The organism is Agrobacterium albertimagni AOL15, from assembly GCF_000300855.1.
GTDB lineage: Bacteria > Pseudomonadota > Alphaproteobacteria > Rhizobiales > Rhizobiaceae > Allorhizobium > Allorhizobium albertimagni.
This window is the reverse complement of sequence record NZ_ALJF01000006.1, coordinates 95,416-118,301: the sequence shown is the minus strand read 5'-3', so window position 1 is coordinate 118,301 and position 22,886 is coordinate 95,416. Positions and strand designations below refer to the sequence as shown.

General features: G+C 59.5%; 27 protein-coding genes. 8 read left to right on the top strand and 19 right to left on the bottom strand.

Going from position 1 to position 22,886, the window contains the following annotated elements; genetic code table 11:
• Positions 1-106: 106 nt before the first annotated feature.
• The 13 genes from QWE_RS07575 to phnF form a co-directional block, all read right to left on the bottom strand.
• Positions 107-754 carry a DapH/DapD/GlmU-related protein gene (locus QWE_RS07575; protein WP_006725517.1) on the bottom strand — a complete coding sequence of 216 codons (648 nt, stop codon included), beginning with the start codon at positions 752-754 and terminating at the stop codon, positions 107-109.
• A complete protein-coding gene (gene phnE / locus QWE_RS07570) occupies positions 751-1,611 on the bottom strand; it encodes a phosphonate ABC transporter, permease protein PhnE (RefSeq protein ID WP_006725516.1) in 861 nt (286 codons plus the stop codon). The genes QWE_RS07575 and phnE (QWE_RS07570) overlap by 4 nt, the downstream gene beginning before the upstream one ends.
• On the bottom strand, positions 1,611-2,537 hold the full coding sequence (gene phnE, locus QWE_RS07565; protein WP_006725515.1) for a phosphonate ABC transporter, permease protein PhnE: 927 nt from the start codon (positions 2,535-2,537) through the stop codon (positions 1,611-1,613). The genes phnE (QWE_RS07570) and phnE (QWE_RS07565) overlap by 1 nt, the downstream gene beginning before the upstream one ends.
• 64 nt (positions 2,538-2,601) lie before the next feature.
• Positions 2,602-3,504 carry a phosphonate ABC transporter substrate-binding protein gene (phnD, locus tag QWE_RS07560; protein ID WP_006725514.1) on the bottom strand — a complete coding sequence of 301 codons (903 nt, stop codon included), beginning with the start codon at positions 3,502-3,504 and terminating at the stop codon, positions 2,602-2,604.
• Between the two features lie 21 nt (positions 3,505-3,525).
• The gene (phnC, locus tag QWE_RS07555; protein ID WP_006725513.1) at positions 3,526-4,332 is read right to left on the bottom strand and encodes a phosphonate ABC transporter ATP-binding protein; all 807 of its coding nucleotides are present in this window, start codon (positions 4,330-4,332) and stop codon (positions 3,526-3,528) included.
• 177 nt (positions 4,333-4,509) lie between these two features.
• Complete coding sequence (locus QWE_RS07550; RefSeq protein WP_006725512.1) at positions 4,510-5,679, bottom strand: alpha-D-ribose 1-methylphosphonate 5-triphosphate diphosphatase; 1,170 nt, start codon at positions 5,677-5,679, stop codon at positions 4,510-4,512.
• On the bottom strand, positions 5,666-6,373 hold the full coding sequence (locus QWE_RS07545) for a phosphonate C-P lyase system protein PhnL (RefSeq protein ID WP_006725511.1): 708 nt from the start codon (positions 6,371-6,373) through the stop codon (positions 5,666-5,668). The genes QWE_RS07550 and QWE_RS07545 overlap by 14 nt, the downstream gene beginning before the upstream one ends.
• Positions 6,374-6,380: 7 nt before the next feature.
• Positions 6,381-7,196, bottom strand: coding sequence for an ATP-binding cassette domain-containing protein (locus QWE_RS07540; protein ID WP_006725510.1), 816 nt, complete (start codon positions 7,194-7,196; stop codon positions 6,381-6,383).
• On the bottom strand, positions 7,193-8,107 hold the full coding sequence (locus QWE_RS07535) for an alpha-D-ribose 1-methylphosphonate 5-phosphate C-P-lyase PhnJ (protein ID WP_006725509.1): 915 nt from the start codon (positions 8,105-8,107) through the stop codon (positions 7,193-7,195). Before QWE_RS07535 ends, QWE_RS07540 begins: the two co-directional genes overlap by 4 nt.
• Positions 8,104-9,189 carry a carbon-phosphorus lyase complex subunit PhnI gene (locus QWE_RS07530; protein ID WP_006725508.1) on the bottom strand — a complete coding sequence of 362 codons (1,086 nt, stop codon included), beginning with the start codon at positions 9,187-9,189 and terminating at the stop codon, positions 8,104-8,106. The genes QWE_RS07535 and QWE_RS07530 overlap by 4 nt, the downstream gene beginning before the upstream one ends.
• Positions 9,189-9,746, bottom strand: coding sequence for a phosphonate C-P lyase system protein PhnH (gene phnH / locus QWE_RS07525; RefSeq protein ID WP_006725507.1), 558 nt, complete (start codon positions 9,744-9,746; stop codon positions 9,189-9,191). Before phnH ends, QWE_RS07530 begins: the two co-directional genes overlap by 1 nt.
• Complete coding sequence (gene phnG / locus QWE_RS07520; RefSeq protein WP_006725506.1) at positions 9,746-10,201, bottom strand: phosphonate C-P lyase system protein PhnG; 456 nt, start codon at positions 10,199-10,201, stop codon at positions 9,746-9,748. Before phnG ends, phnH begins: the two co-directional genes overlap by 1 nt.
• Complete coding sequence (gene phnF, locus QWE_RS07515; RefSeq protein WP_006725505.1) at positions 10,198-10,944, bottom strand: phosphonate metabolism transcriptional regulator PhnF; 747 nt, start codon at positions 10,942-10,944, stop codon at positions 10,198-10,200. Before phnF ends, phnG begins: the two co-directional genes overlap by 4 nt.
• A 280-nt stretch (positions 10,945-11,224) precedes the next feature.
• On the opposite strand from phnF, the gene QWE_RS25705 reads away from it, so the two are divergent.
• From QWE_RS25705 to QWE_RS25695, 3 genes are all read left to right on the top strand, one after another.
• Entirely contained in the window at positions 11,225-11,665 is a 441-nt protein-coding gene (locus tag QWE_RS25705) for a helix-turn-helix domain-containing protein (protein ID WP_006725504.1), read from the top strand.
• A gap of 351 nt (positions 11,666-12,016) precedes the next feature.
• Entirely contained in the window at positions 12,017-12,346 is a 330-nt protein-coding gene (locus QWE_RS25700) for a type II toxin-antitoxin system HigB family toxin (RefSeq protein ID WP_006725503.1), read from the top strand.
• Positions 12,331-12,603, top strand: a complete 273-nt coding sequence (locus QWE_RS25695) for a helix-turn-helix domain-containing protein (RefSeq protein ID WP_006725502.1) — start codon at positions 12,331-12,333, stop codon at positions 12,601-12,603. Before QWE_RS25700 ends, QWE_RS25695 begins: the two co-directional genes overlap by 16 nt.
• A gap of 348 nt (positions 12,604-12,951) precedes the next feature.
• On the opposite strand, the gene QWE_RS07495 is transcribed toward QWE_RS25695, so the two are convergent.
• The 5 genes from QWE_RS07495 to QWE_RS24355 form a co-directional block, all read right to left on the bottom strand.
• Entirely contained in the window at positions 12,952-13,242 is a 291-nt protein-coding gene (locus tag QWE_RS07495) for a helix-turn-helix transcriptional regulator (protein ID WP_006725501.1), read from the bottom strand.
• 17 nt (positions 13,243-13,259) lie between these two features.
• The gene (locus QWE_RS07490; RefSeq protein WP_006725500.1) at positions 13,260-14,582 is read right to left on the bottom strand and encodes a type II toxin-antitoxin system HipA family toxin; all 1,323 of its coding nucleotides are present in this window, start codon (positions 14,580-14,582) and stop codon (positions 13,260-13,262) included.
• Positions 14,583-14,896: 314 nt separating this feature from the next.
• The gene (locus tag QWE_RS07485; protein WP_006725499.1) at positions 14,897-15,319 is read right to left on the bottom strand and encodes a GlcG/HbpS family heme-binding protein; all 423 of its coding nucleotides are present in this window, start codon (positions 15,317-15,319) and stop codon (positions 14,897-14,899) included.
• Between the two features lie 62 nt (positions 15,320-15,381).
• Positions 15,382-16,707: a M20/M25/M40 family metallo-hydrolase gene (locus QWE_RS07480; RefSeq protein WP_006725498.1), complete on the bottom strand. Its 1,326-nt coding sequence runs from the start codon at positions 16,705-16,707 to the stop codon at positions 15,382-15,384.
• 10 nt (positions 16,708-16,717) lie between these two features.
• Positions 16,718-17,536: an aspartate dehydrogenase domain-containing protein gene (locus QWE_RS24355; protein ID WP_167539689.1), complete on the bottom strand. Its 819-nt coding sequence runs from the start codon at positions 17,534-17,536 to the stop codon at positions 16,718-16,720.
• A gap of 163 nt (positions 17,537-17,699) precedes the next feature.
• Here QWE_RS24355 and QWE_RS07470 point away from each other — a divergent pair, with 163 nt between their 5' ends.
• On the top strand, positions 17,700-18,725 hold the full coding sequence (locus tag QWE_RS07470; protein WP_052018098.1) for a phosphotriesterase family protein: 1,026 nt from the start codon (positions 17,700-17,702) through the stop codon (positions 18,723-18,725).
• A gap of 23 nt (positions 18,726-18,748) precedes the next feature.
• Here QWE_RS07470 and QWE_RS07465 read toward each other — a convergent pair whose 3' ends face one another.
• The gene (locus QWE_RS07465; protein ID WP_006725495.1) at positions 18,749-19,432 is read right to left on the bottom strand and encodes a GntR family transcriptional regulator; all 684 of its coding nucleotides are present in this window, start codon (positions 19,430-19,432) and stop codon (positions 18,749-18,751) included.
• Positions 19,433-19,555: 123 nt separating this feature from the next.
• Between QWE_RS07465 and QWE_RS07460 the strand changes: the two genes are divergently transcribed.
• The 4 genes from QWE_RS07460 (at position 19,556) to QWE_RS07445 (ending at position 22,875) form a co-directional block, all read left to right on the top strand.
• Positions 19,556-20,197, top strand: coding sequence for a GntR family transcriptional regulator (locus QWE_RS07460; protein ID WP_006725494.1), 642 nt, complete (start codon positions 19,556-19,558; stop codon positions 20,195-20,197).
• A gap of 171 nt (positions 20,198-20,368) precedes the next feature.
• On the top strand, positions 20,369-21,193 hold the full coding sequence (locus QWE_RS07455) for an ABC transporter substrate-binding protein (RefSeq protein ID WP_040299726.1): 825 nt from the start codon (positions 20,369-20,371) through the stop codon (positions 21,191-21,193).
• 73 nt (positions 21,194-21,266) lie between these two features.
• A complete protein-coding gene (locus QWE_RS07450; protein WP_006725492.1) occupies positions 21,267-21,959 on the top strand; it encodes an amino acid ABC transporter permease in 693 nt (230 codons plus the stop codon).
• Between the two features lie 28 nt (positions 21,960-21,987).
• A complete protein-coding gene (locus tag QWE_RS07445; protein WP_006725491.1) occupies positions 21,988-22,875 on the top strand; it encodes a dihydrodipicolinate synthase family protein in 888 nt (295 codons plus the stop codon).
• Positions 22,876-22,886 lie beyond the last annotated feature (11 nt).

Below are 22,886 nucleotides of genomic sequence, written 5' to 3'. Positions count from 1 at the left end.
AATCGGGATTCTTTTGATGGTTTTGTGCTGGTTATTTAAGGTCCTGCACTAAGGGCCTCCATTTCGTCAGCGGTCCGCGGAATTCAAGTAACTACGCGAGCGCGACTTACACCGGAATTCGTGTCGACATGGGGGAGGCCCTTTCCCGGCGATGTTTGTCTATGAAAGCGTCGATAGAGAGTTCGCGGATGTCGGAAAGGTTGCTGCGCAGTTTGTCATGGTCCCAGTCCCACCAAGCGATATCGAGCAGTGCGTCGGCCTGCTCCTCGCTGAAGCGCCGCTTGATCAATCTTGAGGGGACGCCACCGACGATCGTGTAAGGTTCGACGTCCTTTGAGACGACTGCACCGGCGCCGATCACCGCACCGGTGCCGATCTTCACGCCGGCAAGCACCGTGACACCGTGGCCGATCCACACGTCGTGGCCGATGGTCACCCAGTGATCCTTTCGCCATTGGAAAAAGTCGGTGTCGTCTTCGCCCAGCCCGTATTGTGCCGCGCGGTAGGTGAAGTGGTGCTGGCTTGCGCGCCAGGTGGCGTGGTTGCCGGGATTGATGCGCGCGCCTTCGGCAATCGAGCAGAACTTGCCGATGGTCGACCACACGACGTTGCCGCCCTTGACGATGTAGGAATAGTCGCCGAAATGACTTTCCCGCATGCTGACATGGGCCTGGATCTCGGTCCATCTACCGAGTTCGCAACCAACGACCGTCGCCGTTTCGTGGATGGTCGGAGCTTCGGAGAGCATCTTCATTTCGCGTGTTCCCATTTGCCGATGAACCGCTCGCGGATTGCGCCGGAGAGGGCGTCGATGACATAGACCATGGCGATGATCAGGAAGATGATCGACCAGGCCTCATCCCATCGATAGGCGCCGATGCGGTCCGATAGGATGAAGCCGATCCCTCCGGCGCCGACAATGCCGAGAATGGTGCCTGAGCGGACATTGGATTCGAAGTTGTAGAGAGTGATGGAAAGAAGCACCGGCCAGACCTGGGGCAGCATCCCAAAGCGGATGGCTTGGGAGCGAGACCCTCCAGAGGCAACAACGCCCTCGACGGGCTTCTTGGAGATGTTCTCGATCGCCTCGGCATAGAGCTTTGCAAGAACACCGATCTCGCCCACCGCGATCGCGAGCACGCCGGGAAGGGGGCCAAGGCCGAAGGCGCGGATGAAGACGAGCGCCAGGATCAGAGTTTCGAAGGCGCGAATGATGTCAAAACCGCGCCGAACGCCGAAGCGAAAGAAGGCGAAACGGTTGATGTTCTTGGCGCCGAGAAAGGAGAGCGGAAAGGCGACAATGGCGCCGAGCAGCGTGCCGAGAAAGGCCATGGCGAGCGTTTCGCCGAGGCCCTTTAGGATATCGCTTATCTGATCCCATTCTGTCCAGATATGGGGTGGAAACATGAAGGAGAGAACACGGCCGAGGCGGCTAAGGCCGTTGATGATGCGCTCCGGTGAAAAGCCGAAATCATAGAGGCACCAGGCGAAGAGTGCGCAGAAGCCCAACATCAGCCCCCAGCGCTTTAGCCGCGTGCCCATGGACGGGCGGAAGGCGAGCGGCATGGACTGGCGCAACGCCAGGATTTCCGCGCGGGTAATAGCCGTCATCAGTGGGTCCTTTCCATGCCGATGATCCGGTGGCGCAATTTCTCCGAGCCCCAGTCGATCACGAAGACGGTGACGAAGACGATGATGAAGAGCGCCGACAGATCAGTGTATTCCTGCAAGGAGATGGCGGTGCGAAGCTCCTGGCCCAGGCCGCCGGCGCCGACATAGCCGATGATCGAGGACGAGCGGACATTGATCTCGAAACGCAGCAGCGTGTAGCTGATGATGTTCGGCAGGATCTGCGGTACCGCGCCATAGCGGATCTGGTCGGCCCAGCTGCCGCCCGCCGATTTGACGCCCTCCAGCGGGCGCATATCGATGTTCTCGTTTACTTCCGAATAGAGCTTGCCGAGCGCGCCGCAGGTGTGCAGCGCGATCGCCAGCACGCCCGCCATCGGACCGACACCGAAACAGAAGACGAAGATAAGCGCAAATACGAGCTCTGGCACAGTGCGGGCGATCTCGAGATAGCGGCGCGAAAGCCAGAGCAGCCACTTGCTGGGCGAGAGATTGCGCGCTGCCGGGAAGGACATGACGAAGCCGCCTGCGACCCCAAGCGCGGTCGCCATGAAGGCAATGAGCACGGTTTCGAGGAGGAGCCAGCCCCAGACCTTCCACCGCCAGAACCACGCTGCGAGATCGGCGCCAAGCGTTTCCCATGACAGCTGAGGAATTGTCTTGGCAAGGTATTCGCCGAGCCTTGGCAAGCCTGCGAGCAGGATCCACCGTTCGGCCCTGCTGCCGTCTGAGAGCGTAATCTGGCTGACCTTGAGAAGATTGGAGAATTCGGCCGTCACTATGAAGGCAATCAGAAGAGCCGCCGTCACGATGAGAAAGGTCACCCGGCCGCGGGCGCGGTGGCGTGCATAGGCGCGTTCGAAATCCAGTACCGCCTCGGAAGGGGCTGCGGCAGAGGCGAAGGTCATGGCGTTTCCCTGTGAAAAAGGAGCGCTCCCTATCGAGATCGCCCCGTCTGCGTTCCGCTCGGGATCAGCTCTTGCGTTGGGCCTTCAGCCAGGCGCGCATGTCAACAATCCACTGGTAGCGTTCATGGTCAACCTCGACATAGCCCTTGGCGGTCGAGTTTTCGGCGCCGGTCATTTCCTTGTGGGCTGCCGGATCGGCCTCCGGGATGGCTTTCAACGCGGCCCGCATGTCGGCGATCAGTTCGGCCGGCAGGTTGGCGCGGGCGGTAAACGGACCGGAGGTGATCTCGGGCGACATCCAGATGTTGCAGACCTCGCCTTCCTTGATCATGCCCTTGCTGACCATACGCTGCGGGATGCCGCTCTTCTCATTGTTGATGTAGGCGGCGGCGGCATCGAATTGGCCGTTGACGACGCCTTGGACGCCGGCCTCGTGGCTGCCGGAGAACGGCGTGGCGGAGAAATAGGTCGAGGGCTCATAGCCCTGCTGCACGAGGTTGTAGTTCGGAACGGCATAGCCGCTGGTGGAATCCGGATCGGCGAAGGCCAGAACCTTGCCTTTCAGGTCCTCGATATTCTTGTAGGGGCTGTCGCAGCGCACCGTGATGACGGAGAAATAGCCGGTCGAATCGTCTTCCTGAACCGCAGTCAGGAGCGGAATGACGCCGCCGTTGGTCTCGGTATAGGCCGCGGCATAGGCCGAGGAGCCGAGGAAGGCGAATTCGATTTGGTCGGCGGCGAGCGCCTGGATCACGCCATCAAAGTTGCCGGCGGTGAACAGCTCGACGTCAACGCCAAGGGTTTTCTTGAGGTAGGCCTCGAAGGGCTTGTAGCGGGCGACGCGATCCTTCTCGTTCTCGCTGGAGAGGACGCCGAAGCGGACGACCTTGTAGTCGGATTTCCAGTCGGCAGCGACGGCCGGCAGGGCAAGAATCGTGAGGAGGGCTGTGGCGGCGATGAGACGCATTGATATTCTCCCAGAGGTTGATCAGGCCGGAACCGCCGACCGGATGGAGGTCGAGGTTATGGATTCGTTGAATTCGGCGAGGCCGGCCCCGCCGTAGATGTCGCGAACCACGTCGTCGGTGAGGTTGCGGGCGCTGCCGTCGAACATGACCACGCCGCAGCGCATGGCGATGATGCGGTCACAATAGGCGCGCGCGGTATCGAGCGTGTGCAGGTTGACGATGACGGTGATGCCGTCCTCGGTGTTGATCGTGCGCAGCGCCTCCATGACGCGCATGGCGTTGCCGGGATCGAGACTGGCAATGGGTTCGTCGGCAAGCAGGATGCGCGGCTCCTGCAGAAGCGCGCGGGCGATCGCAACACGCTGCTGCTGGCCACCCGAAAGCGTGCCGGCGCGCTGAAGCGCCTGAGGCGCGAGATCGAGCCGGTCGAGTGCGCGGATCGCGAGCGCCCGTTCGGCGTCGGAAAAGTGCATCGCCATGGAGCTCGCGAAACCATGCGAGGAGATGCGGCCGACCAATACGTTGGTCAAAACGTCGAGCCGCTCGATCAGGTTGAACTGCTGAAATATCATCGCGCATTCGCGCCGCCACTGACGCAGCGCCCGTCCGTTGAGCGACGTGATCTCGCGGTCACCAAAATGAACGCTGCCGTCGGTCGGGTCGATCAGGCGGTTGATGAGGCGCAGAAGCGTGGACTTGCCGGCACCTGAGCGGCCAATGACGCCTACAAACTCTCCGGCGGCGATGTCGATACTGACACCGTCGACGGCTCTGGTCGGGCCGAAGCTGCGGCCGAGATTGCGAAGGGAGAGCGTGTTCTTTTCCATGAAGCGATCATGGGGCGCCTCTGTGACAGCGACATATCATCCGAATGAATTTAATTTGGAGGATTTGCGACAGTTTTGTAGCAGCCTCAGCGGCGCTGCAAGCCTTGGAGACAAGGGCAAAAGAGAAGCGGGCCGCACGCTGTACGGCCCGCCGAGATGTCGTGAATGGTCGGGACCTTACGCTGCGCGCGAAAAGGCGAGCGAACCGTCGGAATAGATTTTGCGGCCGCCCCGGAAGACGCAGCGGACATGACCGATGCCGTTGTCGTCGGCGACGAGGAGGTCAGCCTTCCTGCCGACCGCGATCTCACCGCGATCGGAAAGTCCGAGCGCCTGGGCTGGATTGGACGTCGCCAGCCGGCAGGCACCGGGAAGTCCGTGCTTGTCGGTCTTTGCCAGTTCCAGCACCGCCGGTAGGATGGCCGAGGGATGATAATCGGCGGCAAGGATATCAAGCAGCCCGGCGGCATGAGCGTCGCGCGCGGAAAGATTGCCTGAATAGGACTGTCCGCGCAGCGCGTTTGGTGCGCCCATGGCGTTCATCAGGCCGAGCCTCTTAGCCTCGGCGGCGGCCTCGAGGGTGACCGGAAACTCGCTGATCAGGACGCCAAGCGAGTGCATCAGTTGCACCTTGACGACGGTGTCGTCGTCATGGCTGGCGAGTACCACACCATGGGCATGACAGGCTTTGGAGATCGCATCCAGCGTATGCGTCATCACGTCGGCTGGCTGGGTGCGTTCCTCGATACGCCGCGCGATCGACTGTGCGGCCTCTTCGAGGCTCACGCCCTTTTCGCGGGCGAGCTTGTCGATGTGGCGCTCGACATCGCGATACTGACCCTGTCCCGGCGTATGATCGTTGAGCGAGATCAGATCCACCGAACCCTCGGCGATCAGCTCCTCGATCACGGCGAGCGCCTTGGGGAAGTTGATCTCGAAGCGCGCATGGACTTTGTGGTCGACCAATAGCTGGTCGCGCATAGTCTTGATCGCGCGGATGACGCTGCTGGTATGATCGTAGCTGCGCAGGTGCCCGTAGGTCGAGGCAGGGCTGAAGGACAGCGCGGCATAGGCGGTCGTGACGCCGGAAACGGCAAGACGGCGGTCGAGATCGCGCAAACCGAGCTCAAGCGGCATGCGCACATTCGGCCGGGGCTCTACCTCGCGTTCCACCATGTCGCCGTGCATGTCGATGAAGCCCGGCATGAGGATCAAGCCTTGGGCCGACATGTCGGCATTGGCGACGGGTTTTTCCGAAATTTCCGCGATGATGCCATCCTCGATGCGTACAGCACCATTTGGCAACACGCGATCTAACAGCACCACCCGGCAATCAGAGATCCACATTGGCAAGTTCCTCAAAGGCTTGAAGTTCGATTTCCCGGTCGATGAGCCCAGCCACGTCTCCCGGATGATGAAAAACGCCGATCATAGCGACGCCCTGCGCCTTGAGGTCGGCGAGACGGTCTACCAGCGCCTTTCGAGCGCCGGCATCGAGCGAGGCCGTTGGCTCGTCGAGGAGCAGTAGCCGCTGTGGAAGGATGAGTGCCCGGGCGAGGTTGACCTTCTGCTGTTCGCCGCCTGAAAAGGTGGTGGGATAGGCCTTCCAGAGAGTGCGCTTGACGCCGAAGGCTTCCAACCAGTGCCGTGCCTCGAAGAGCGCCTCGTCGCGCGGCATGCCCGCCTGTCGCAAGGGCTCGGCGACAATATCCTCGGCAGGAACCCGCGGGCGGGCGATCAGGAACTGGGTGACGAAGCCGATCTCGCGCCGGCGCAATAGCGCGATGTCGACGTCGGCTGCCCTGGCGAGGTCGATGCGGCCCTCGGCCGTGTGGTACCAGATCTGCCCCGCGCGCGGCAGGTAGCTGCGATAGAGTGTGCGCAGAAGTGTCGACTTGCCGACGCCGTTTGGTCCCCTCAATAGCAGGAACTCGCCGGGGTTCAGCGTAAACCCGATGCCGGAAAATGCGTGAAGGTTCTGGTCGAGATGGTGCATGTGGAAGGTTTTCGAGAGGCCTTCCACCTCCAGGACGGGCTGCATGGCGGCCTCACAATTTGGCGTGAACGAGTTGCTGGGTGTATTCGTGTTGCGGATCCTGGAAGATCTGGTCAACCAGGCCTTGCTCGACCACGCGACCGCGCCGCATGACCATGACCCGGTCGGCCATGGTGCGGATCACGCCGAGATCGTGGCTGACGATGACCATTGTGATCGCCCGATCCCGCTGCAACCGCTTCAAGGTGTCGAGCACCAGCGCCTGCACGGACACGTCGAGGCCGGTGGTCGGCTCGTCGAGCAGGAGCAGTGCCGGTTCGAGCGCAATCGCCTTGGCGAGCTGTACGCGCTGCTGCATGCCGCCGGACAGTTCGATCGGCCGCGCATCCATGCGCTCCAATGGAAACTCCGAGGCATCGAGCGCCTCTCGTGCCTTCGAACGCAGTTCGGCGAAACGCCGCTCGCCGGCGATGAGCAGGCGCTCCGCCACGTTGCCGGAACTGGTATGGCCCATCAACAGACCGAGATGCGGGTTCTGGTAGACGATGCCGATCTGGCGCGCGCAAAGCATGCGGCGGGCGAAGCGGTCGAGATCGAACAGGTTGCCGTCGAACTCCGGCAGGGCCAGGCGATAGTCACCGCTGTCGGGCGTGTCCTCTAGGTTCAGCATTCTGAGAAGGGTAGACTTGCCCGAGCCGCTTTCGCCGACGATGCCGAGCACTTCGCCTGGATAGACGGTCGCCGAAACCTCGTGGAGCGCGACCACGCTGCCGAAGCGCTTGCTGATATCGGTCACGGTCAACAGTGGCGGGGTGGTCATCAGTTGCGGCGCGTTCTGCAGCCGCGGGGTCAAATTTTCAGCGATCATGGGCGGAATTCTCCGTTCTTATACCAGGTTTCGCCCTGTTCAACATCGAGCCCCTCGGCGCGGCGGATGGCCTTGATGCCGAAATTGCTGTCGGACAGCTCGAATTGCGAGCCGCCGTCGTCCTGCGGAATCTCGTTCATGAAGTAGCCGGTGACACCCGAGCGATGGCAGGTGAGGGAAGCGTGGTCCTCCACCTTGTAGGGCACGTCGGAGAAGACCAGCGGCTCGACCCGAGTGAAGGGCGGCACGGCGTAGAGCCGCTTCTCGCGCCCAGCCGAGAGGAAGGTCAGGTGTCTTGCCATGTCGAGCTTCGGTACGTCCCAGCGCGGGATCGGCGACGGGGTCATGACATGGCGGCCGTTGACGAGCGAAGGATAGGACGCGCCCTGCATGATACGGCCCGAACGTACCATTTGCTCGTAGAGTGTCAGCCACAGGCGACCGTAATCGGCGTCGGCATGCATCTGGCGGGCGGTCGACATGTTGGGCTCGACCGGGCGCAAGGGCTCAGGATTCGGCACCTGCAGCACGAGGATCTGGTCTTCGCGCAGTTTTTCCTCAGGGATACGGTGCCGGCTCTGAATGATTGTCGCTTCCTGGGTGTCCCAGGTCTCGCCGGCGCCGGAGACGCGCGACAGGAAGCGGCGGATCGAGGCGGCGTTGACGCTGTCGTCGGCGCCCTGGTCGATCACCTTGATCACGGAGGAGGGCTTGATCAGGGTCAGTGTAACCTGCAGGCCGCCGGTGCCCCAGCCGCGCGCGATTGGCACCTCACGGCTGGCATAGGGCATCTGGCAGCCCGGCACAGCAATCGCTTTGAGCATCTTGCGACGCAGTTCGCGCTTGGCCGAGGCGTCTAGGAAGCCGTAGCTGAAGGCTTCCCATGGCTTTGTGAGTGAGGAAAGGCTCATGCCGGCTCCTCCACGAGCTTGCTGGTCTTGGGGGTGTCATCGGTGGAGGCGGCCTTCTTCTTCGCGTCGCGCAGGGCGTCGAGTGAAGACTGGAAGGTGACGTAATGCGGCAGCTTGAAATGGATGCAGAAGCCCGAGGCTTCGACGGGTTCGGTGTGGTAAAGGAAGAATTCCTCGCTGACGGGTGAATTCTGATCCGCTGCTGCGGAGTTGAGATCCAGCGTCGCGCCCGCGATGGTCTTGATTTCGTTCCAGCCGAGGGTCGCGCAGAAGCCGAGCTCAAGCTGACCGTCTTTTCCCTTGCTCGTGACTTCCGCCTGCGAGACGCGGACGCGACCAGCCGAGAAAATCGTGCCCGCCGGATGGCGCACACGCACGTCCGCCTCTGCGAGACGCAGTTCATTGACGGTCGGATGCGCATTGCCATAGCCGCGCATCGCGGAATAGCCAAGCGCCAGCACGCCGCCGGTGTCGGCGCGAGCCAAGCTTTGCAGCGTATGGGCACGCTTGGCCGGAAAGAGTAGCGGCTCGCGGGTGAGGTCTGGAATGTCGTCCGGGGCCACCTCGTCGGCGGCGATGTCAGCAACCAGCCCTTGCGCCTTCTGCCAGGCGGCAAGCGATGGCTGGCGCGCAGGCGCGGGTTTTGCCGCAGGTTCGACCGGGGCCGGCTGGAATGCTTTGCCTTCCAGCACCCCTGTCGCCAGCAGTCGGTGCGAATAGTCGAGCGTCGGACCGAGCAACTGACCGCCGGGGATGTCCTTGAAGGCGGCGGAGATGCGGCGATGGGTGAAGAGGCTTTCCTGCGTCACCGGCTCGGCGATCGCAAGGCGCGGCTGGGTGGTGCGCCAGGCGCGCAAAAGGAGCACGGCCTCGTAGAGATCGCCGCCGGCCTGGGCGAGCGCAAGCGCCGCGAGATCCCGGTCGTAAAGCGAGGCCTCGCCCATCACGCGGTCGATCAGGTAAGGCAGGCTGTTGCGGATTTCCGTGACGCGTTCGATGTCGATCGCGCCAATTTCGGCGCGGTAAAGCCGTTCAGACTGTTCAATGGCGCGTTCGCCGCCTCGGGTTGCCACATAGGCCATCAGAGTACCTCCACCGTGGTTGAGCGCGGCAGACCGACAACGTGGTCGCCGTCGACGAAAAGGAGTTCGAAGCCGGTCGGATAGAGGCAGCGCGTCGCGCGGAGCGTCCAGACATCAGGCTTGAGGCCTCCGATACGGATGTCTGCATAAGTTTCGATACCGGGGCCGCTCAGGCGGAGCCTCTGTCCTTCGCCAATCCTCGCCGATGAAAACACGGTCGCGCCGTCATCGGGATAGAGGTGCGACCCCGCGGGCACGACGGCCAGTTCGCGCAGGCCCGCCTCAGCTCCCAGATCGATAAAGGCGTGGTCGGCGTCCCGCGCGCCGGTAATTGCCGCTCCGGTCGAGGCGATCAGCGGCTGGAGCGTCTTGTGGCTCGAAAAGACCCGGCATTCGCGGTCGACCAGCGTGTCGACGATGGCCTCCAGACCCGGCTGAGGCAGAGTCTGGACAGTGCCGGGGCGGGCGAGCGCCCACATCAGGGCATCGTAGGTGGCATTGTGAAGCCGCTCCAGGTCGTTCGGAACGGGGATAGCGATCAGGGCGGAGGCATCCATCAGAAGGTCTCCATGTCTACGCGGGTCGCCTCGACCGCGCGAAGGCGCTCTGTGTCTGCGCCCACGATCTTCAGGGCCTCATCTTCCACGAAGTTGCTGACGCGCGCGGCAAGGGTTTCGATCGACCCGGCTGCGTCCACGATCGCCATCGCCATGGCACGCTCGAGGTCGCGGCCAACGATCATGCCATAGCCTTCCGTGCCGTTGGACCGGAGCCGGATATGCGCTTCCGCCACCAACACCTCGCCGAGATGAAAGTCTGTGCCTTTTACCGTGTCGCGCATCGGCAGCATCGCGAGCCCTGTGCGGCTCTGAATGACGTCGATCGCGCCGAGCGGTGCAAGAAGCTCTTCCGCGAAGGCCTTCAGCGCGGCGGCATCGGCGCGCGCAAGGGTTTCGAGCCGGCGGGCGTGGTCTTCGCCTGGCACACCGGCATGCTGGAACTGTGTTGTCATGGGGTCTTGCCTTCCTCGCCCACGAAGGGGTCATCGAGACTGTCGAAAGAAAACTGGACGCGGTCGCCCGCCCAGACCGCCTCGGAATATCCAAGCGCGGTGCCCTTGGCATCGACGTCGATCTTTGTGACGACCATGACGGGATGATCTGGGTGTTGCCGCAGCAGCCTGGATTCCTCCGGCTCGGCGCGGCGGGTGAAGATGGTGGTGCTCTTGCGGAAATAGTCGGTGACCCCGTGGTCACGATAGATTTCGGTCACGGAAACGCCGGCCTCACGGCGCGCGCCGAGATCGGGAAAAAGCGCGACCGGATGAAAGGCGATGCCGAGATTGATTGGCATGTCGTCGGCCAGACCCCGCCTCATGATCCGATGGACCTCGGCCCCGCGTGCGATCCGCAGCGCCTCAGCTACACGGTCGGGTGCCGGCACGATCGTGGAGGAAAGATGCTCGCCGTACGGCTTATAGCCCTGGCCGATAAGGTTCTCGCGGAAACGCGTCCTGCGCCCGATCTGGTAGTTGATCAGCCGGGTCGCCTCGACGAAGGTGCCGCGCCCCTGTTCAACCCTGAGCTTGCCCTCGACCGCGAGCGCTGACACTGCACGCCGGACTGAGTGGCGGCCAACGCCGAAGACCTCGCACAGCTCGGGCTCCGTCGGCAGCCGTGTGCCGGGAGCAAGCTTGCCTGAGGCGATGTCACTGGCCAGATGGTCCTTGACGATTTGCCAGGTGTCTCTTTGCATGCGCTATCCATGATTCATTCGAATGAATCATGGATAGCGCATGCGTATGACGCGGCGATGACGCGGCCTTGATGCTCAGGACAGGGAATTGGGTTTGGGTTGGCGAGGTACGATCATGAGTGGTGGGCCCGGAGGGCCTGCCGAACTCAAATAATTTCAACCTGCTACATGCACATGGGGCAAAAACCAGATGTGAGGAAAATCAAAGGCTTAAGATTTTGACTGTCCCACTTTCTTGGGTCGAATTCAGTGCGTTTCCCGCGTTTGCACGGAGGGTGGTATGAGTGCCCGTCGTCCATTCCGCGAAGTAAAGTTGCAGTGGCTCCAGCAGCTGAGCTGCGACAATGATCTGAGCGACAACGCTCGGTCGATCGCTTTATACATCGTTACCACGCACATGAACGGCCACACCGAGAAGGCGTGGCCGTCCTATCAAACGATTGCCGACGCGACCGGCAAGAGCGTCAAGACCATCCAGCGTGCGATCCGGGAGCTCGAAGACAAAGAGTGGTTCGACGTCCGGCGCGGGAATGGCATAGGGCACAATACAGAATATCGTCCCTCTGCATTGTCGATCGTACGAGCATCCGAGGCACGTGAAAAGACGGACAGAATTGTCACCCTTCGAAGGAGGGCAGATCCGTCCCCAAAGGCAGTCAGATATGTCCTGCGAAGGCGGTCAGATATGTCCACCGAATCCAGAGAAAGAAAATATATATAAACCTAACGCGCGCGAGGAGCGCTCGCCATCTGGCAATCGGTTACCTGCGGTGCCCGCCATTTTCGTGGCGGACGTCAAAATCGAGCAATTGCACCAATGGCAAAAATGGCTGGGTTCTTGTGGTCTCGGAACGCTCGATACACTTTGCGTTCGCGCGACGGTCAACGGGCAAACAGGCTATCGTCTGCCGGGTCACTGGCCTCCTGCTGAAACGGATCCGAATTCAGGGAGCTGGATTAGTTTCTTCAGCCGCCGACGCGCCGGCGTAGCCGAGCGTCGCGATGGTAGCTGCGATGCACAGTCAAGAGGCAGCGAATTAAGTCCAATTCTCTCCCGTGCTATAGGTGCGCTATGAGGATCACAGCAAGGCGCACCCACCGCGAACATGTCGACCGGCTTCCTGACAACAAGGGGCAACCCGCTGTGAAGGCCGCGCTTGATGCGTGGTTCGACGAAGTTTGCAGGACGCAATGGACCGGTTCGGCGGACGTGAAGCGACTGTTTGCAACTGCAAGCATCGTCAGCGCTGAACGGAGCGTCTTCAACATCAAAGGCAACGATCATCGATTGGTTGTCGCGGCAGATTTCGAAAAAAGGCATCGTCTGGATCAAGTGGGTCGGGACGCACAAGGCATGCGACAAGATCAAGGTGAAGGAGATCGAACATGGCAATTGGTCTGAAGCCCATCCGGTCGGAAGCGGATTACGACGCAGCTCTTGCCGAGGTCGAAACCTTGTGGGGAGCAAATGCTGGCACCCCAGAAGGAGACCGGTTGGATGTTCTGGCGACCCTGATCGATGCCCACGAAGCAACGATTCATCCCATGGATTCTCCCGATCCGGTGGAGGCAATCCGGTTTCGGATGGAGCAGAAAAGTCTGACCCCCGGGGATCTCGAACCAGTAATTGGGCCGCGTAATCGTGTGGCAGATGTTTAAAATCGCAAGCGAAGCCTCTCGATCGATATGATCCGCGAACTTCACGCTCGATTGGGGATATGTGCAGAAGTCCTGATCAGGCCGAGTCGTGGGAAGGGTGCCTGAGCGGACCTCGGTTTCACCGAACAGTTTGTATTTACGGTGTAGGTAGTGCGGAAGGCTGTCCGCTCTCCTCGAAGTAGCCAACTAAAGCGTTCGCGTTCGCGGGATGCTCACTCCAAGCAACGGATTGCGCGCATTGCCCATGCCAAGTCCGCCGACCGGAACGATGTTGATGGCAGCATCGAGGAACTGCAGCAATGAAGCTGTTGCCAGTGTGCCTCTGCGACCTCCCAGATCCTGTGTTGTCTATTCGTTGCGAGGTGACCTCAAGGGAACAAAGCCAACGCCGAAACCGAAGAGGCGACCAATCCTCTCCAGTGTCTCGAGTGTGGGGTTCGCTGCACCGGCTTCGATCTCGGCTACTTGGCGCCTAGTGAGCGAAAGTGTCTTGGCGAACTCTTCCTGGGTCATGCCAACACCCCTTCGAATGTCGACGACCGCCCCCGGCAGCCTTAGATCGCCCTCGCGCGCACGCGCGGCGAGCGTTTGGCGATTCTGAAGGATCTCTTCTTTCGTCGGTTTTTTCCAACGAGCCATTTAGATTTCCTTCGGCGTCACTGGCATGTCTCCAGAACGTGGTCCGTAATTGCCCAGCATCGTCCCATCGCGCGCTCCAGAAGTTCCGAAGATGCGCCAAGGTCTTTCGCCATGGTCGGTGCCTGCTGCAGACGTTGGGCAAACGCGCTGATCGACGTCATCAAAGCCTTTTGCTCAGCATGATCGGGTACAATCTCTGCGCAAATGCGTCGCCAATCGGGCATGTGATCGCGGCCGCTGTCACGCATCATACCCCAACGGGTTGAGCGGACGATGCCCTCCTTTGCGAGACGCATCGGAGCGAAATCAAAGAGTGGTGACAGGCGGATGGTGCCGTCCTGGTACTTGCTGAGAGCAGAATTGCGGCCGTGATTGTCGGGGTTGCCAAGCGCGAGGTTGGCAATATCGCGCTTCAGATATTCCTCTATGTCTTCCAAGGGGCTGGCCGTATATCGGCGCAGGATGTCGATGTAGGCCTCGTGTGTACCGACATGGCCAAAATCAGCTATGCCAATCGCGGAGACAAGGCTTTCCTGACCCAAGCGGATGGTTCCTCCACCTTCCTTCATTTTCCGATCGAAACGTGGGATGATCAGCACGCCTTCGGCATAGCTGGAGGGTTCGCTGACATGCAAACCCATCGATTGAGCTATTCGCGAGTAGAGGGCTTCGCCTTCGAGTATAAGGCGATCCACAGGATCGTTGCTGCGGACCAATTTGACGATGACGTGGCGCACGGCTTCATCATCGTTCACGAAGCTATCGGGATAGTAGAGCTCGTCACTCGCTTTGGTCATCGAGACCTTGGGCCATTCACCTTGCAGCCCGCTTGAGCCGGATGCAAGCATTCCAAAGCGATCGGCGACTTCCATGAAGCGATCGGACCGCTCAAGGATTTCTGTCTCGGTCACCCCCACGCGTTCGACGCCGCTCATCCGCTCCTCCTCGGCGTCAGCCGCCTCCTTGATCCGGATATTGCCTATCCCGCCCGTTGCTGATCGCAAAAGCAGCGGAAGATCCGAGGAGCGGGCGCCTTCGGCAAGTCCGAGGTGCTCGGCAAGCTTTCGCCTTGCATGCCCCTGTGGCATGAGATCCAGAAGGAATGGCGGCCAATTGCGACCGAATCGATTCTCAAGGTCGACAGGGAAACCAACAGACAAGGCGCGGTGATCGCGTACCGTTTTGCCAGCCGAGAAATCCGCTGACGCGACAGTGATAAAATACTCGATATCGTAGTCGACGATTGACGCACCCTGAAAGCCTGCCGCGTCTTGCTTGAATTCGAGCGTTGCAGCGTTGTGCCATCTGTCATCAAAGTGAATCTGCAACGATAGGCGCATCAATTGACCCCTTTGATGGATCAATATAACTTCATGTAGGTATTTTTCAACCCACTTTATGGGGTTAATATTCCTTGTGCAGTACCCACCGGGGCAGGGCGATCAGCACGGTGTGGGACTTCTTGACAAGTGAAATGGCATTGCGCCGGGACTATCTTCGCTGTTGTCATCCATCCACAGCGTCGAGCGAAAGCATGGTTACGTTGAGCGTGAACCTGGAACGATCGCCAACGATGGTCGGGGGGAATGTGGGAGCGAGTAAAAATGCCGCCCGGCATCTGACCTTGAACCTTTTCTGTCGCTTCTGAAGGCTGTTAGAGTTTCGACAGCAGGTGTGTTATCCCCGCTTGAGCACATTCACTATCCTGTGCCGGGGTGCCTGAGCTCAGACCAATGGCTCCGACTACCTCTCCCTCGACGATCACCGGCAGGCCCCCAGCGACCACCATCAATCGGCCTCCGATGGCCGAGTTGATTCCGTATGCGGGGCTGCCTGGCTGGCTTGCGGCGCCGTAGCTTTCTGTAGTCCGTTTTGCACCCGCTGCAGTATATGCCTTGTCTTGCGCAATAATCGTGCTGGTGATCTTCCCGCCGTCCATGCGTTCAAAGGCAATCAGCTGCCCCGACTCGTCCGTGACCGCGATGCACATCGGCACGCCGATCTCTTCAGCCTTGTTGCGAGCACCTTCGATCAGCAAGCGAGCATCTGTGAGGCTCAGGCGTTTGACAGTCAGCATTTTGGTCTCCTTACGTTAGTCTCTGGGAAAGCGTTGGCGGGTGATGGCGCTGACATCAGTTGCTAGGTCGAAGCAGGTCCTGAAATTGCGAGGCCACACCACTTCGCAATGATCATTGCCGTCGTTGCGACGAACCTTACATGATCTTCGCTGTCGACCCATTCGTCAGTTGCACCATTTTGCGTCAGACTGCCGCAAAGCGGCCCAAGGCCGATAGTTGGGATGTTCTTCTGCACCATCGGGTTTCGTATATCCGAGCCGGTATGCATCGGATTGATCCAGGGTTCGAAGCCGCAGATCATATTAATCGACGAGGCCGCAGCCTTGACCAAGTCGTGGTCGACGGGGACTTCAGCACCGGCAACGCCGGCGTCCCACAGGATTTTCGGAGGGTGAGTTGCCAACCACGGGTCATTGGCGGTGACGCGTTCAATAGCAGTCTCGATCTCGGAGCGCACGTTCTCGAGCTTCTCAAAAGGGGGAAAGGCAATCGCAGCGCCCAGCGTACACCGGTCTGCGCCGCGAGATAGCCGGTCTGCATTGCCTGCTTGAATGAATGACACCATAAGATTGGTCGACCGGCCAACTTCATCCTGAAGCGCCGGATGGCGAACGGCGGACGCCCGCTCCTCATCCAAAGTCCTCAACGCCTGAACAAGAAGAATTGCTTTTTCAATTGCATTCACGCCCTTATGCGCAAAGGCAGTCTGATGTGGCTCTGTGGTCGGCGGTGCCTGGCCCTCTATCTCGATACGAAACTCGATCTGACCGGACGTGAAGCCTTTGATTTCCTTCATCCCGACACCAGACTCCGCGGGATGGAGGTAAACGACAGCGTCGGCGCTCAATCCATGTTGCAGGACATGTGAAACGCCACGCGCGTGCCGCTTGCTGGGCGTGCTTGCAACAAGAACGTCTCCCAATGGGCGAAGTCCGAGAGAGTTGAGCAACGCAATAGCCTGCAATCCGGCCGCGACACCTGAGAGGTCATCGGCAACGCCCCAACCGTAGAGTTTGCCATCGACGATTTCACCTTTGAGAGGATCCTGCTTCCAGCCGCTGTCGGCCCTGAATGCTTCGCTGTCGGGGTGAGCGAACAGGATCAGGCTGCGTCCGCTACCCACTCCCTTCAAATGAGCGACAACGCTGGTGCGCGGCTTAGGATTGATTGTTGCGCCATTTGCAAACTCTTCCACGAGGATGACTTCGGCCGGATTGTAGGTGCTGGCTTCTACCGCGCATCCAAGTGCTTCGGCATTTCGGCGAAACATCGCCTGCACCGCCGGTTCTCCGCCTTCTTGAGCGGCAATATAATCCCGCAGGCCCGAGATAATCTCGTCGCGGTGTTCCTGTGCTCTGCCCCAGATCTGTGTGAGAATATCCTGCATTGGGGTACTCCTAAATGGCCACAGAGGCACATCGCCTCTTCAAAAGGCGAATGACCGAAAAACTCGTATGATCGATAGGGTCTTCATCGACGGTCGCGTTGCGGCCGTCGACCCTAATCGTGATCGGTCCAGAGCCCGAAATTGCATCGATCTGGAACCAGGCTTGGGGGATCGTCGGATCCGCTACCAAAATGACGTGTGTGCGATCGAGGCCTAGCCCTGCAAGGGCCGCACCGGTGACGACGTTAAGGTGGCCTGGAAACAGCCTTGCTACCTCACGGGCGCTGGCTTCCAGAAAAGCGGTCGACTCGAGCACCTGGTCAAGATCAATGAACCGCAGCGCCCCCATCGATTTCCAGCGTTTGGTGGGATATGCAACGGTGACAGTGACCTTTTCCAGTTCGTGCTCGCGCGCCCCTGCTAGAAAACCGATTGACCCGAGCGCGCCGGCAGGAATTTCCAGGCGGCCGGGTCCTGAAGCTGCTGCATCGTAAAGGCGAAGCTGATGACGCTCATCGGCAAAGGCGCCCAAAGACAGCGGAACGACATCACAGCCCGCTTTTAACAGAAGGGGACCAAGGGTCGCCAGGGTATTTGCGGATGCACATTCCGCAACGACTGACGGTGACGCCTCGAGAAATTCTTCGAAATTGGTGCAGACAGTTGCCTCAGGCGCCACCGCACGAGCGTTGGACAGCTGACGGTCTCGCACCAAGATTGCACTCGTTCTTGGCCCATGCTCGGCCGATGCGAAAAATCTGGCAAGCCGTGCGCCGATCGCTCCAAAGCCGATGATGCCCAGGCGCTCAGATGTCGGATGAAAACTCATGGCATCCAGCATCCGCGCTTGGTCAGGAAGATGAGCTGACTCTTTCCGATCAAAATATCCTCCCCGCCAGTTGCCAGCGCACTCCGCTGCACAGTCTTGTATTCGTTTGGTATACCAATATTATGCCGCGGACAAGCGTCAGAATGTCATTGGAGGATCGCGAGTGAAGCAGGGTATGGTTCAAACGGTAAATGGCAGTGTTCAGGCTTCAGGCTTGGGGTTGACGCTGATGCATGAGCACATCCTGTGCGACCTCACACCGGCGGCGCGGCGCGTTGATCCACGAGAAGAGGTGGTGATCACGCTGGAGAACGTCTTTGATGTCACCTACCGCCCGAATGATTATCCGGGCAATCACAGGCTTCAAGATGTCGAAATTGCTCTTAGAGAGGTGGAGCGATTTGCGAAGCTAGGCGGGGGTACGATCGTCGAGATGACGACCGGCGGGCTCCAACCCGATCCAAGGGGCCTGCAGATGATTAGTGCCAAGACAGGGGTCAACATCGTTTTGGGTGCGGGCTTCTATACGGAACCCTATCAGGATGAGAAAACCCTCGCCCTCGACACAGATCAGATGGCGGAAACCATCGTCCAGCAGCTGACCGAAGGCGCCTGGGACACGGATGTGCGCTGCGGAATTATCGGTGAGATCGGTTGCTCATGGCCTTTGACGCCGTTTGAGGAATGCTCGCTCCGGGCCGCTGCCAAAGCCCAGGACAAGACCGGTGCTGCGATCACTGTCCATCCTGGACGCCATCCAGATGCCCCTACCCAGATCCTCGACATCCTAGAGAAGGCCGGCGCGGACCTGAGCCGAACGATCATGGATCATATGGAGCGCACCTTTACCGAAGTAGAGCAAGTCTTAGAGTTGGCACGCCGCGGCTGTGTGGTGGAATATGATTTCTTTGGTATCGAGCAGTCGCAATATTGGCTCGGCGTTGCCGATCTGCCGACCGACTGGATGCGCATCTACGATATCGGGCGAATCTTTGAAGCTGGGTTGGGGGCAAATGTCGTTATCTCACAGGATATTTGCACCCGTTCACGACTTCAATCTTACGGCGGGCACGGCTATGGACACATGATTTCGAATGTGATCCCGCTAATGCGCGATCGCGGCTTCAGCCCAGACGAAATCAAACGCATGCTCGTTGAGACCCCCGCACGCCTGCTGGCGTCGGTTTAGGCTGCCCAAGACGCCGTCATCGCTTAGTCGTTGACCACAATATGCATCCGGGCGAATGCGATAAGGCTCTCAACATGCGCCGCGACAGCCTTGTGGGCGGCCACCGGATCCTTTCGCTGCAAGGCATCGATGATCACGAGGTGTTCGGTTGAATCAGGCTTGAGCCGGTCCTTCAATTGTCCGATTTCGAAGAGGCGTGTGGTGGCTCTCAGGCTCCGAAGTACGCCAGCCATGACTTCGTTGCCGCAATAGTCGATAATGAGGTTGTGCAGGTGATCGTCCGAAAACCAATGTGCATCGGTATGATAGGCCGTCGCCCCCATGAGTTCGTCGATTTCGCGGTGAACTTCGATGAGCTTGCGTCCTGGGATGTTGTGCATTGCCTCAACGGCCGCCTGTGGCTCGATCAGAAGTCGAAGCTTGAGGCTCTGGATGTATTCGCCGATATCGACGTGACGTACCACGTAGTTTCGACCGTCTCCCTTGTGAACCAGGCCTTCGCCCTCAAGCCTTTGTAGCGCTTCTCGCAACGGAGTGCGCGACACCCCCAGGGTTTCAGCAAGCCGAGCTTCAACGATGACATGGCCACCGCTCAAACGACGATGACGGATCATGTCGGAGACTGCATTATAGGCGAGCGCTGCCAGCTTGTGCCCGCCTTCTTTTGCAGTTCTGTCGATTTCGCGATGCGAATCAATATTCGTCACGATGCATCTGGCCTCCCGGCCCCCATGGTGCTTTGATCCATTGATATTTGCCTAAAGGGTTTTCTTGCGACAAGCCATGGTCCATACGGGGCGTGGATGTCAAATGGCTTGGAGTGACGGGACATGGACGAAGCCACCGCGGCCGACAGGAGCCTTGCGGATGAAACCTACAGCAGCCTCCTCGAAGAAATTCTCTCGGCGCAGTTGAGCGGTGGTGCCGTCATCCAGGAACGGCGGCTTGCTCTGCGCCTTGGGGTGTCGCGGTCGCCCATGCGTGACGCGCTGGGGCGCCTTGAAGGGCAGGGGCTTCTGGTCCGCAATGCCAAGGGTGTTTTGACCGTCAAGGTGATCACGCTTGCGGATTACCTCAACAGTATCGCAGTCCGGCTTATGGTCGAGCCGAGTGCGGCAGCGCTTGCCTGCAACATGATATCCAGTGAAGTGCTTGCGGCCCTGAGAGAGATGCTGGAAAAGATCGAGTCTGATCCAGACCCGCTGCCGGCCTTCGTCTGGGCCTTCGATGATGCCCTCCACAATGGTATTGCGACAGCAAGCGGCAACCGTTTTCTCGCCGACATCATTGGTCAGATGCGACGTTATACGACAATTTTCGAGCGTCAGCGCAAGCTCGCGCAACGCAAGCCTGGACTTTCTGACCATCAGGCAATCCTGGACGCACTGACTGCGCGGGATGCTGAAGCGGCCCGAAATGCCATGACCGAGCATCTCGAGCATATCCGCCGCAACGTGCTGTCGACATACTGAGCGGCGCTCCCACCCCTGCGTTCCATTGAGATTATCAAAATTGCGCGCCCACCAGATGAACAGCTTGCGGTCTCCGGAATTTTGTGTATGACTTTGGTATACCAATTGAATGCGAAGTGAAGCATTCGAGGGTTGGTCCACCAGAAGATCAAAAAATCACCAGAGGTTCTCATGTCTTTTCGCACCATTTCCGTCGCAGCCGGACTGCTGCTCACGACTGCTGTTTCAGCATATGCACAAGACTGCACCCCCAAGGTCGCGGACAGCGAGCTCGTCAAGCCTGGCACGCTCGTCATGTCGACAAACCCCACGCTCCCCCCGTTGCAGTTCGTTGACTCCTCAGGGGAGCTGAAGGGCATGCGCGTCGAGCTTGGCACGGAGATCGCCAAGCGGCTCTGCCTGACGCCTGAATACGTCCGCATCGAATTTTCAGCTATGATCCCAGGGCTTCAGGCGGGTCGTTGGGACATGATCAATACCGGCATCTTCTTTACGCCCGAACGCGCGGCCATGATGCAGATGATTCCGTATGAAGATCAGGCAATCAGCATCTCAGTCGCCACCGACAACGAGACAGTCAAGACCAAGGAAGATCTCGCTGGTATGCGCATCGGGGTCGAGATTGGCGGTTTTGAGGAAACCAAGACGAGGCTCCTTGATGAGGAGCTGAAGGCCGCTGGCAAGGAAGGTTTGGCGATCCAGACCTTCGACAATTTTGCGCTGGCTTATCAGGCGCTGCGTGCAGGCCAGGTGCAGGGCGTTGTGTCGATCGATGGCGTGGCAAAAGAATATGATACCCGCGGTGATTTTCGGCGCGCGGTAAGCGGACTCTATCCCGCACCGGTGGCCGTCGCCTTCAAGAGTGTCGCTCTTTCGGATGCAGTGTCGACGGTGCTGCAGGAGATGAAGGCTGACGGTTCGCTCGCCAAGCTCTTTGATGCCTACGGAATGCCCATGGTCGCTGGCGACTATACGGTTAAGGGGCCGAACCGCTAATCCAGAGCGGTTCAGTTTGATACTGGGTGTCGGTGAGTACCGGCACCCTCATGAACTCAGAAAGGCGCCCGGCATGTCATTTTGGAGTTGGTCCGGTTTCTTCGACTATCTCGTAAACCCATTCATTCTGGGTGGGGTGGTCACGACCATATGGTTGACCTGTGTATCGTTGATCGCAGGGCTTGTCCTCGGCTTTGTCGTCGCCTTGATGCGTCGCTCAAAGCTCCGCCTGCTCCGAAGCATCGGCTGGGTCTACATCTGGATATTCAGAGGCACGCCGCTCCTGGTCCAGCTCATCGTCATCTACACCGCCCTGCCGCAATTGGGACTGCGTTTCTCCGTTGTGGAGGCAGCCCTTATCGGTCTTGCGCTCAACGAGGCGGCCTATCTTGCTGAAATCATCAGAGCCGGGATCGAGGCGGTCCCTGAAGGGCAATCGCGTGCGGCAAGAGCGCTTGGCATGACTGAGCGCAAGATCATGCGCTATATCGTGATGCCGCAGGCCTTCAAGGTAATCATTCCGCCGCTCGGGAACTCCGTGAACGGTCTCTTGAAAACGACATCCGTTACCTCGGTCATCTCAATGGAAGAGCTGCTTCGCCGCACTCAGGTGCTCATTCAGGAGAAGTTCATGGTGCTCGAACTCTTCGCTGTTGCCGCCATCTATTATCTCCTTCTGACAACTGTTTGGGACTTTATCCAGCGACGGATTGAAAGGCGTTTCGGGCAGTCGACAGCACCGGTCCAGCTCGCAGAGCAGCGCTGATTTATACAAAAAACAAGGAATAGATTTCATGTCCAAGACGTTTCGCGGTGTCTTCACCGTGATGATTACGCCTGTCGATTCAGAAGGCAGGGTCAACCTGTCAGCGCTCGCTGCGTTTACTGATTGGCAGATCAGGGAGGGGATCCACGGGCTGATCCCGCTCGGTTCCACAGGTGAGTTTTTGTCGCTCTCCGGCGAGGACTGGGAGGCCGTCGCCCGAACCGTCATTGAGACCGCTGCCGGGCGCGTGCCTGTCCTGATCGGAACCGGTGCCGAAGATACGCGAGAGTCTGTTCGTCTGAGCCGGAAAGCTGAAGAACTCGGCGCCGATGGCGTGATGATCATCCCGCCCTTCTATTCGACGCCGACGGACGACGAGATCGTCAAGCATTATGAGACGATCGCCGCATCCATCACCATTCCGATCATGGTCTACAACAATCCTGCGACCTCCAACGTCGACATGAGGCCTGAGCTTCTGGCGCGCATCGCAGAAATTGACGGCTGCGACTATGTCAAGGAATCGACGCTTGAAGTGACGCGTATCCGCGATATCGTCCGGCTGGCCAAGGGCAAAATGACGCCATTTGGCGGTATTCTCGGCTTCGAGTCTTTCGTCATGGGCGCTGAAGGTTGGGTTGCCGTCGCATCCAATGTGGCGCCATCGGTCATGTCACGGATTTTCACGCTCGCTGCAGATGAGAAGAAGTATGATGAAGCCCGCGAGCTCTATCTGGAGTGGTTGCCGATCATTCAGGCCGTCGGCGGTCAAGCCTATGTCGCAGGCTCAAAGGCTCTTCTTAAACATATGGGCTTTGCCGCGGGAGCTCCGCTTCCTCCGCGCCTCCCGTTGCCAACTCAGCAGGATGCCGAGATGAAGGCGTTGGTCGAGCGTTTCGGCATGACCTTCGCTTAAAGGCGAGATTG

Excerpts from the sequence above, each read along its gene's own strand:
- QWE_RS07535 (WP_006725509.1), bottom strand. The coding sequence starts at position 8,107 with ATGAGCCTTTCCTCACTCACAAAGCCATGGGAAGCCTTCAGCTACGGC.
- QWE_RS07460 (WP_006725494.1), top strand. The coding sequence starts at position 19,556 with ATGGACGAAGCCACCGCGGCCGACAGGAGCCTTGCGGATGAAACCTAC.
- QWE_RS07480 (WP_006725498.1), bottom strand. The coding sequence starts at position 16,707 with ATGCAGGATATTCTCACACAGATCTGGGGCAGAGCACAGGAACACCGC.
- QWE_RS07550 (WP_006725512.1), bottom strand. The coding sequence starts at position 5,679 with ATGTGGATCTCTGATTGCCGGGTGGTGCTGTTAGATCGCGTGTTGCCA.
- QWE_RS07490 (WP_006725500.1), bottom strand. The coding sequence starts at position 14,582 with ATGCGCCTATCGTTGCAGATTCACTTTGATGACAGATGGCACAACGCT.
- QWE_RS07575 (WP_006725517.1), bottom strand. The coding sequence starts at position 754 with ATGAAGATGCTCTCCGAAGCTCCGACCATCCACGAAACGGCGACGGTC.
- QWE_RS25695 (WP_006725502.1), top strand. The coding sequence starts at position 12,331 with ATGGCAATTGGTCTGAAGCCCATCCGGTCGGAAGCGGATTACGACGCA.
- phnG (WP_006725506.1), bottom strand. The coding sequence starts at position 10,201 with ATGACAACACAGTTCCAGCATGCCGGTGTGCCAGGCGAAGACCACGCC.
- phnH (WP_006725507.1), bottom strand. The coding sequence starts at position 9,746 with ATGGATGCCTCCGCCCTGATCGCTATCCCCGTTCCGAACGACCTGGAG.
- phnE (WP_006725516.1), bottom strand. The coding sequence starts at position 1,611 with ATGACGGCTATTACCCGCGCGGAAATCCTGGCGTTGCGCCAGTCCATG.
- QWE_RS25700 (WP_006725503.1), top strand. The coding sequence starts at position 12,017 with ATGAGGATCACAGCAAGGCGCACCCACCGCGAACATGTCGACCGGCTT.
- QWE_RS07495 (WP_006725501.1), bottom strand. The coding sequence starts at position 13,242 with ATGGCTCGTTGGAAAAAACCGACGAAAGAAGAGATCCTTCAGAATCGC.
- phnC (WP_006725513.1), bottom strand. The coding sequence starts at position 4,332 with ATGGAAAAGAACACGCTCTCCCTTCGCAATCTCGGCCGCAGCTTCGGC.
- phnD (WP_006725514.1), bottom strand. The coding sequence starts at position 3,504 with ATGCGTCTCATCGCCGCCACAGCCCTCCTCACGATTCTTGCCCTGCCG.
- QWE_RS07545 (WP_006725511.1), bottom strand. The coding sequence starts at position 6,373 with ATGCAGCCCGTCCTGGAGGTGGAAGGCCTCTCGAAAACCTTCCACATG.
- QWE_RS07530 (WP_006725508.1), bottom strand. The coding sequence starts at position 9,189 with ATGGCCTATGTGGCAACCCGAGGCGGCGAACGCGCCATTGAACAGTCT.
- QWE_RS07455 (WP_040299726.1), top strand. The coding sequence starts at position 20,369 with ATGTCTTTTCGCACCATTTCCGTCGCAGCCGGACTGCTGCTCACGACT.
- QWE_RS07540 (WP_006725510.1), bottom strand. The coding sequence starts at position 7,196 with ATGATCGCTGAAAATTTGACCCCGCGGCTGCAGAACGCGCCGCAACTG.
- QWE_RS07445 (WP_006725491.1), top strand. The coding sequence starts at position 21,988 with ATGTCCAAGACGTTTCGCGGTGTCTTCACCGTGATGATTACGCCTGTC.
- QWE_RS07450 (WP_006725492.1), top strand. The coding sequence starts at position 21,267 with ATGTCATTTTGGAGTTGGTCCGGTTTCTTCGACTATCTCGTAAACCCA.
- phnF (WP_006725505.1), bottom strand. The coding sequence starts at position 10,944 with ATGCAAAGAGACACCTGGCAAATCGTCAAGGACCATCTGGCCAGTGAC.
- QWE_RS24355 (WP_167539689.1), bottom strand. The coding sequence starts at position 17,536 with ATGAGTTTTCATCCGACATCTGAGCGCCTGGGCATCATCGGCTTTGGA.
- phnE (WP_006725515.1), bottom strand. The coding sequence starts at position 2,537 with ATGACCTTCGCCTCTGCCGCAGCCCCTTCCGAGGCGGTACTGGATTTC.
- QWE_RS07485 (WP_006725499.1), bottom strand. The coding sequence starts at position 15,319 with ATGCTGACTGTCAAACGCCTGAGCCTCACAGATGCTCGCTTGCTGATC.
- QWE_RS25705 (WP_006725504.1), top strand. The coding sequence starts at position 11,225 with ATGAGTGCCCGTCGTCCATTCCGCGAAGTAAAGTTGCAGTGGCTCCAG.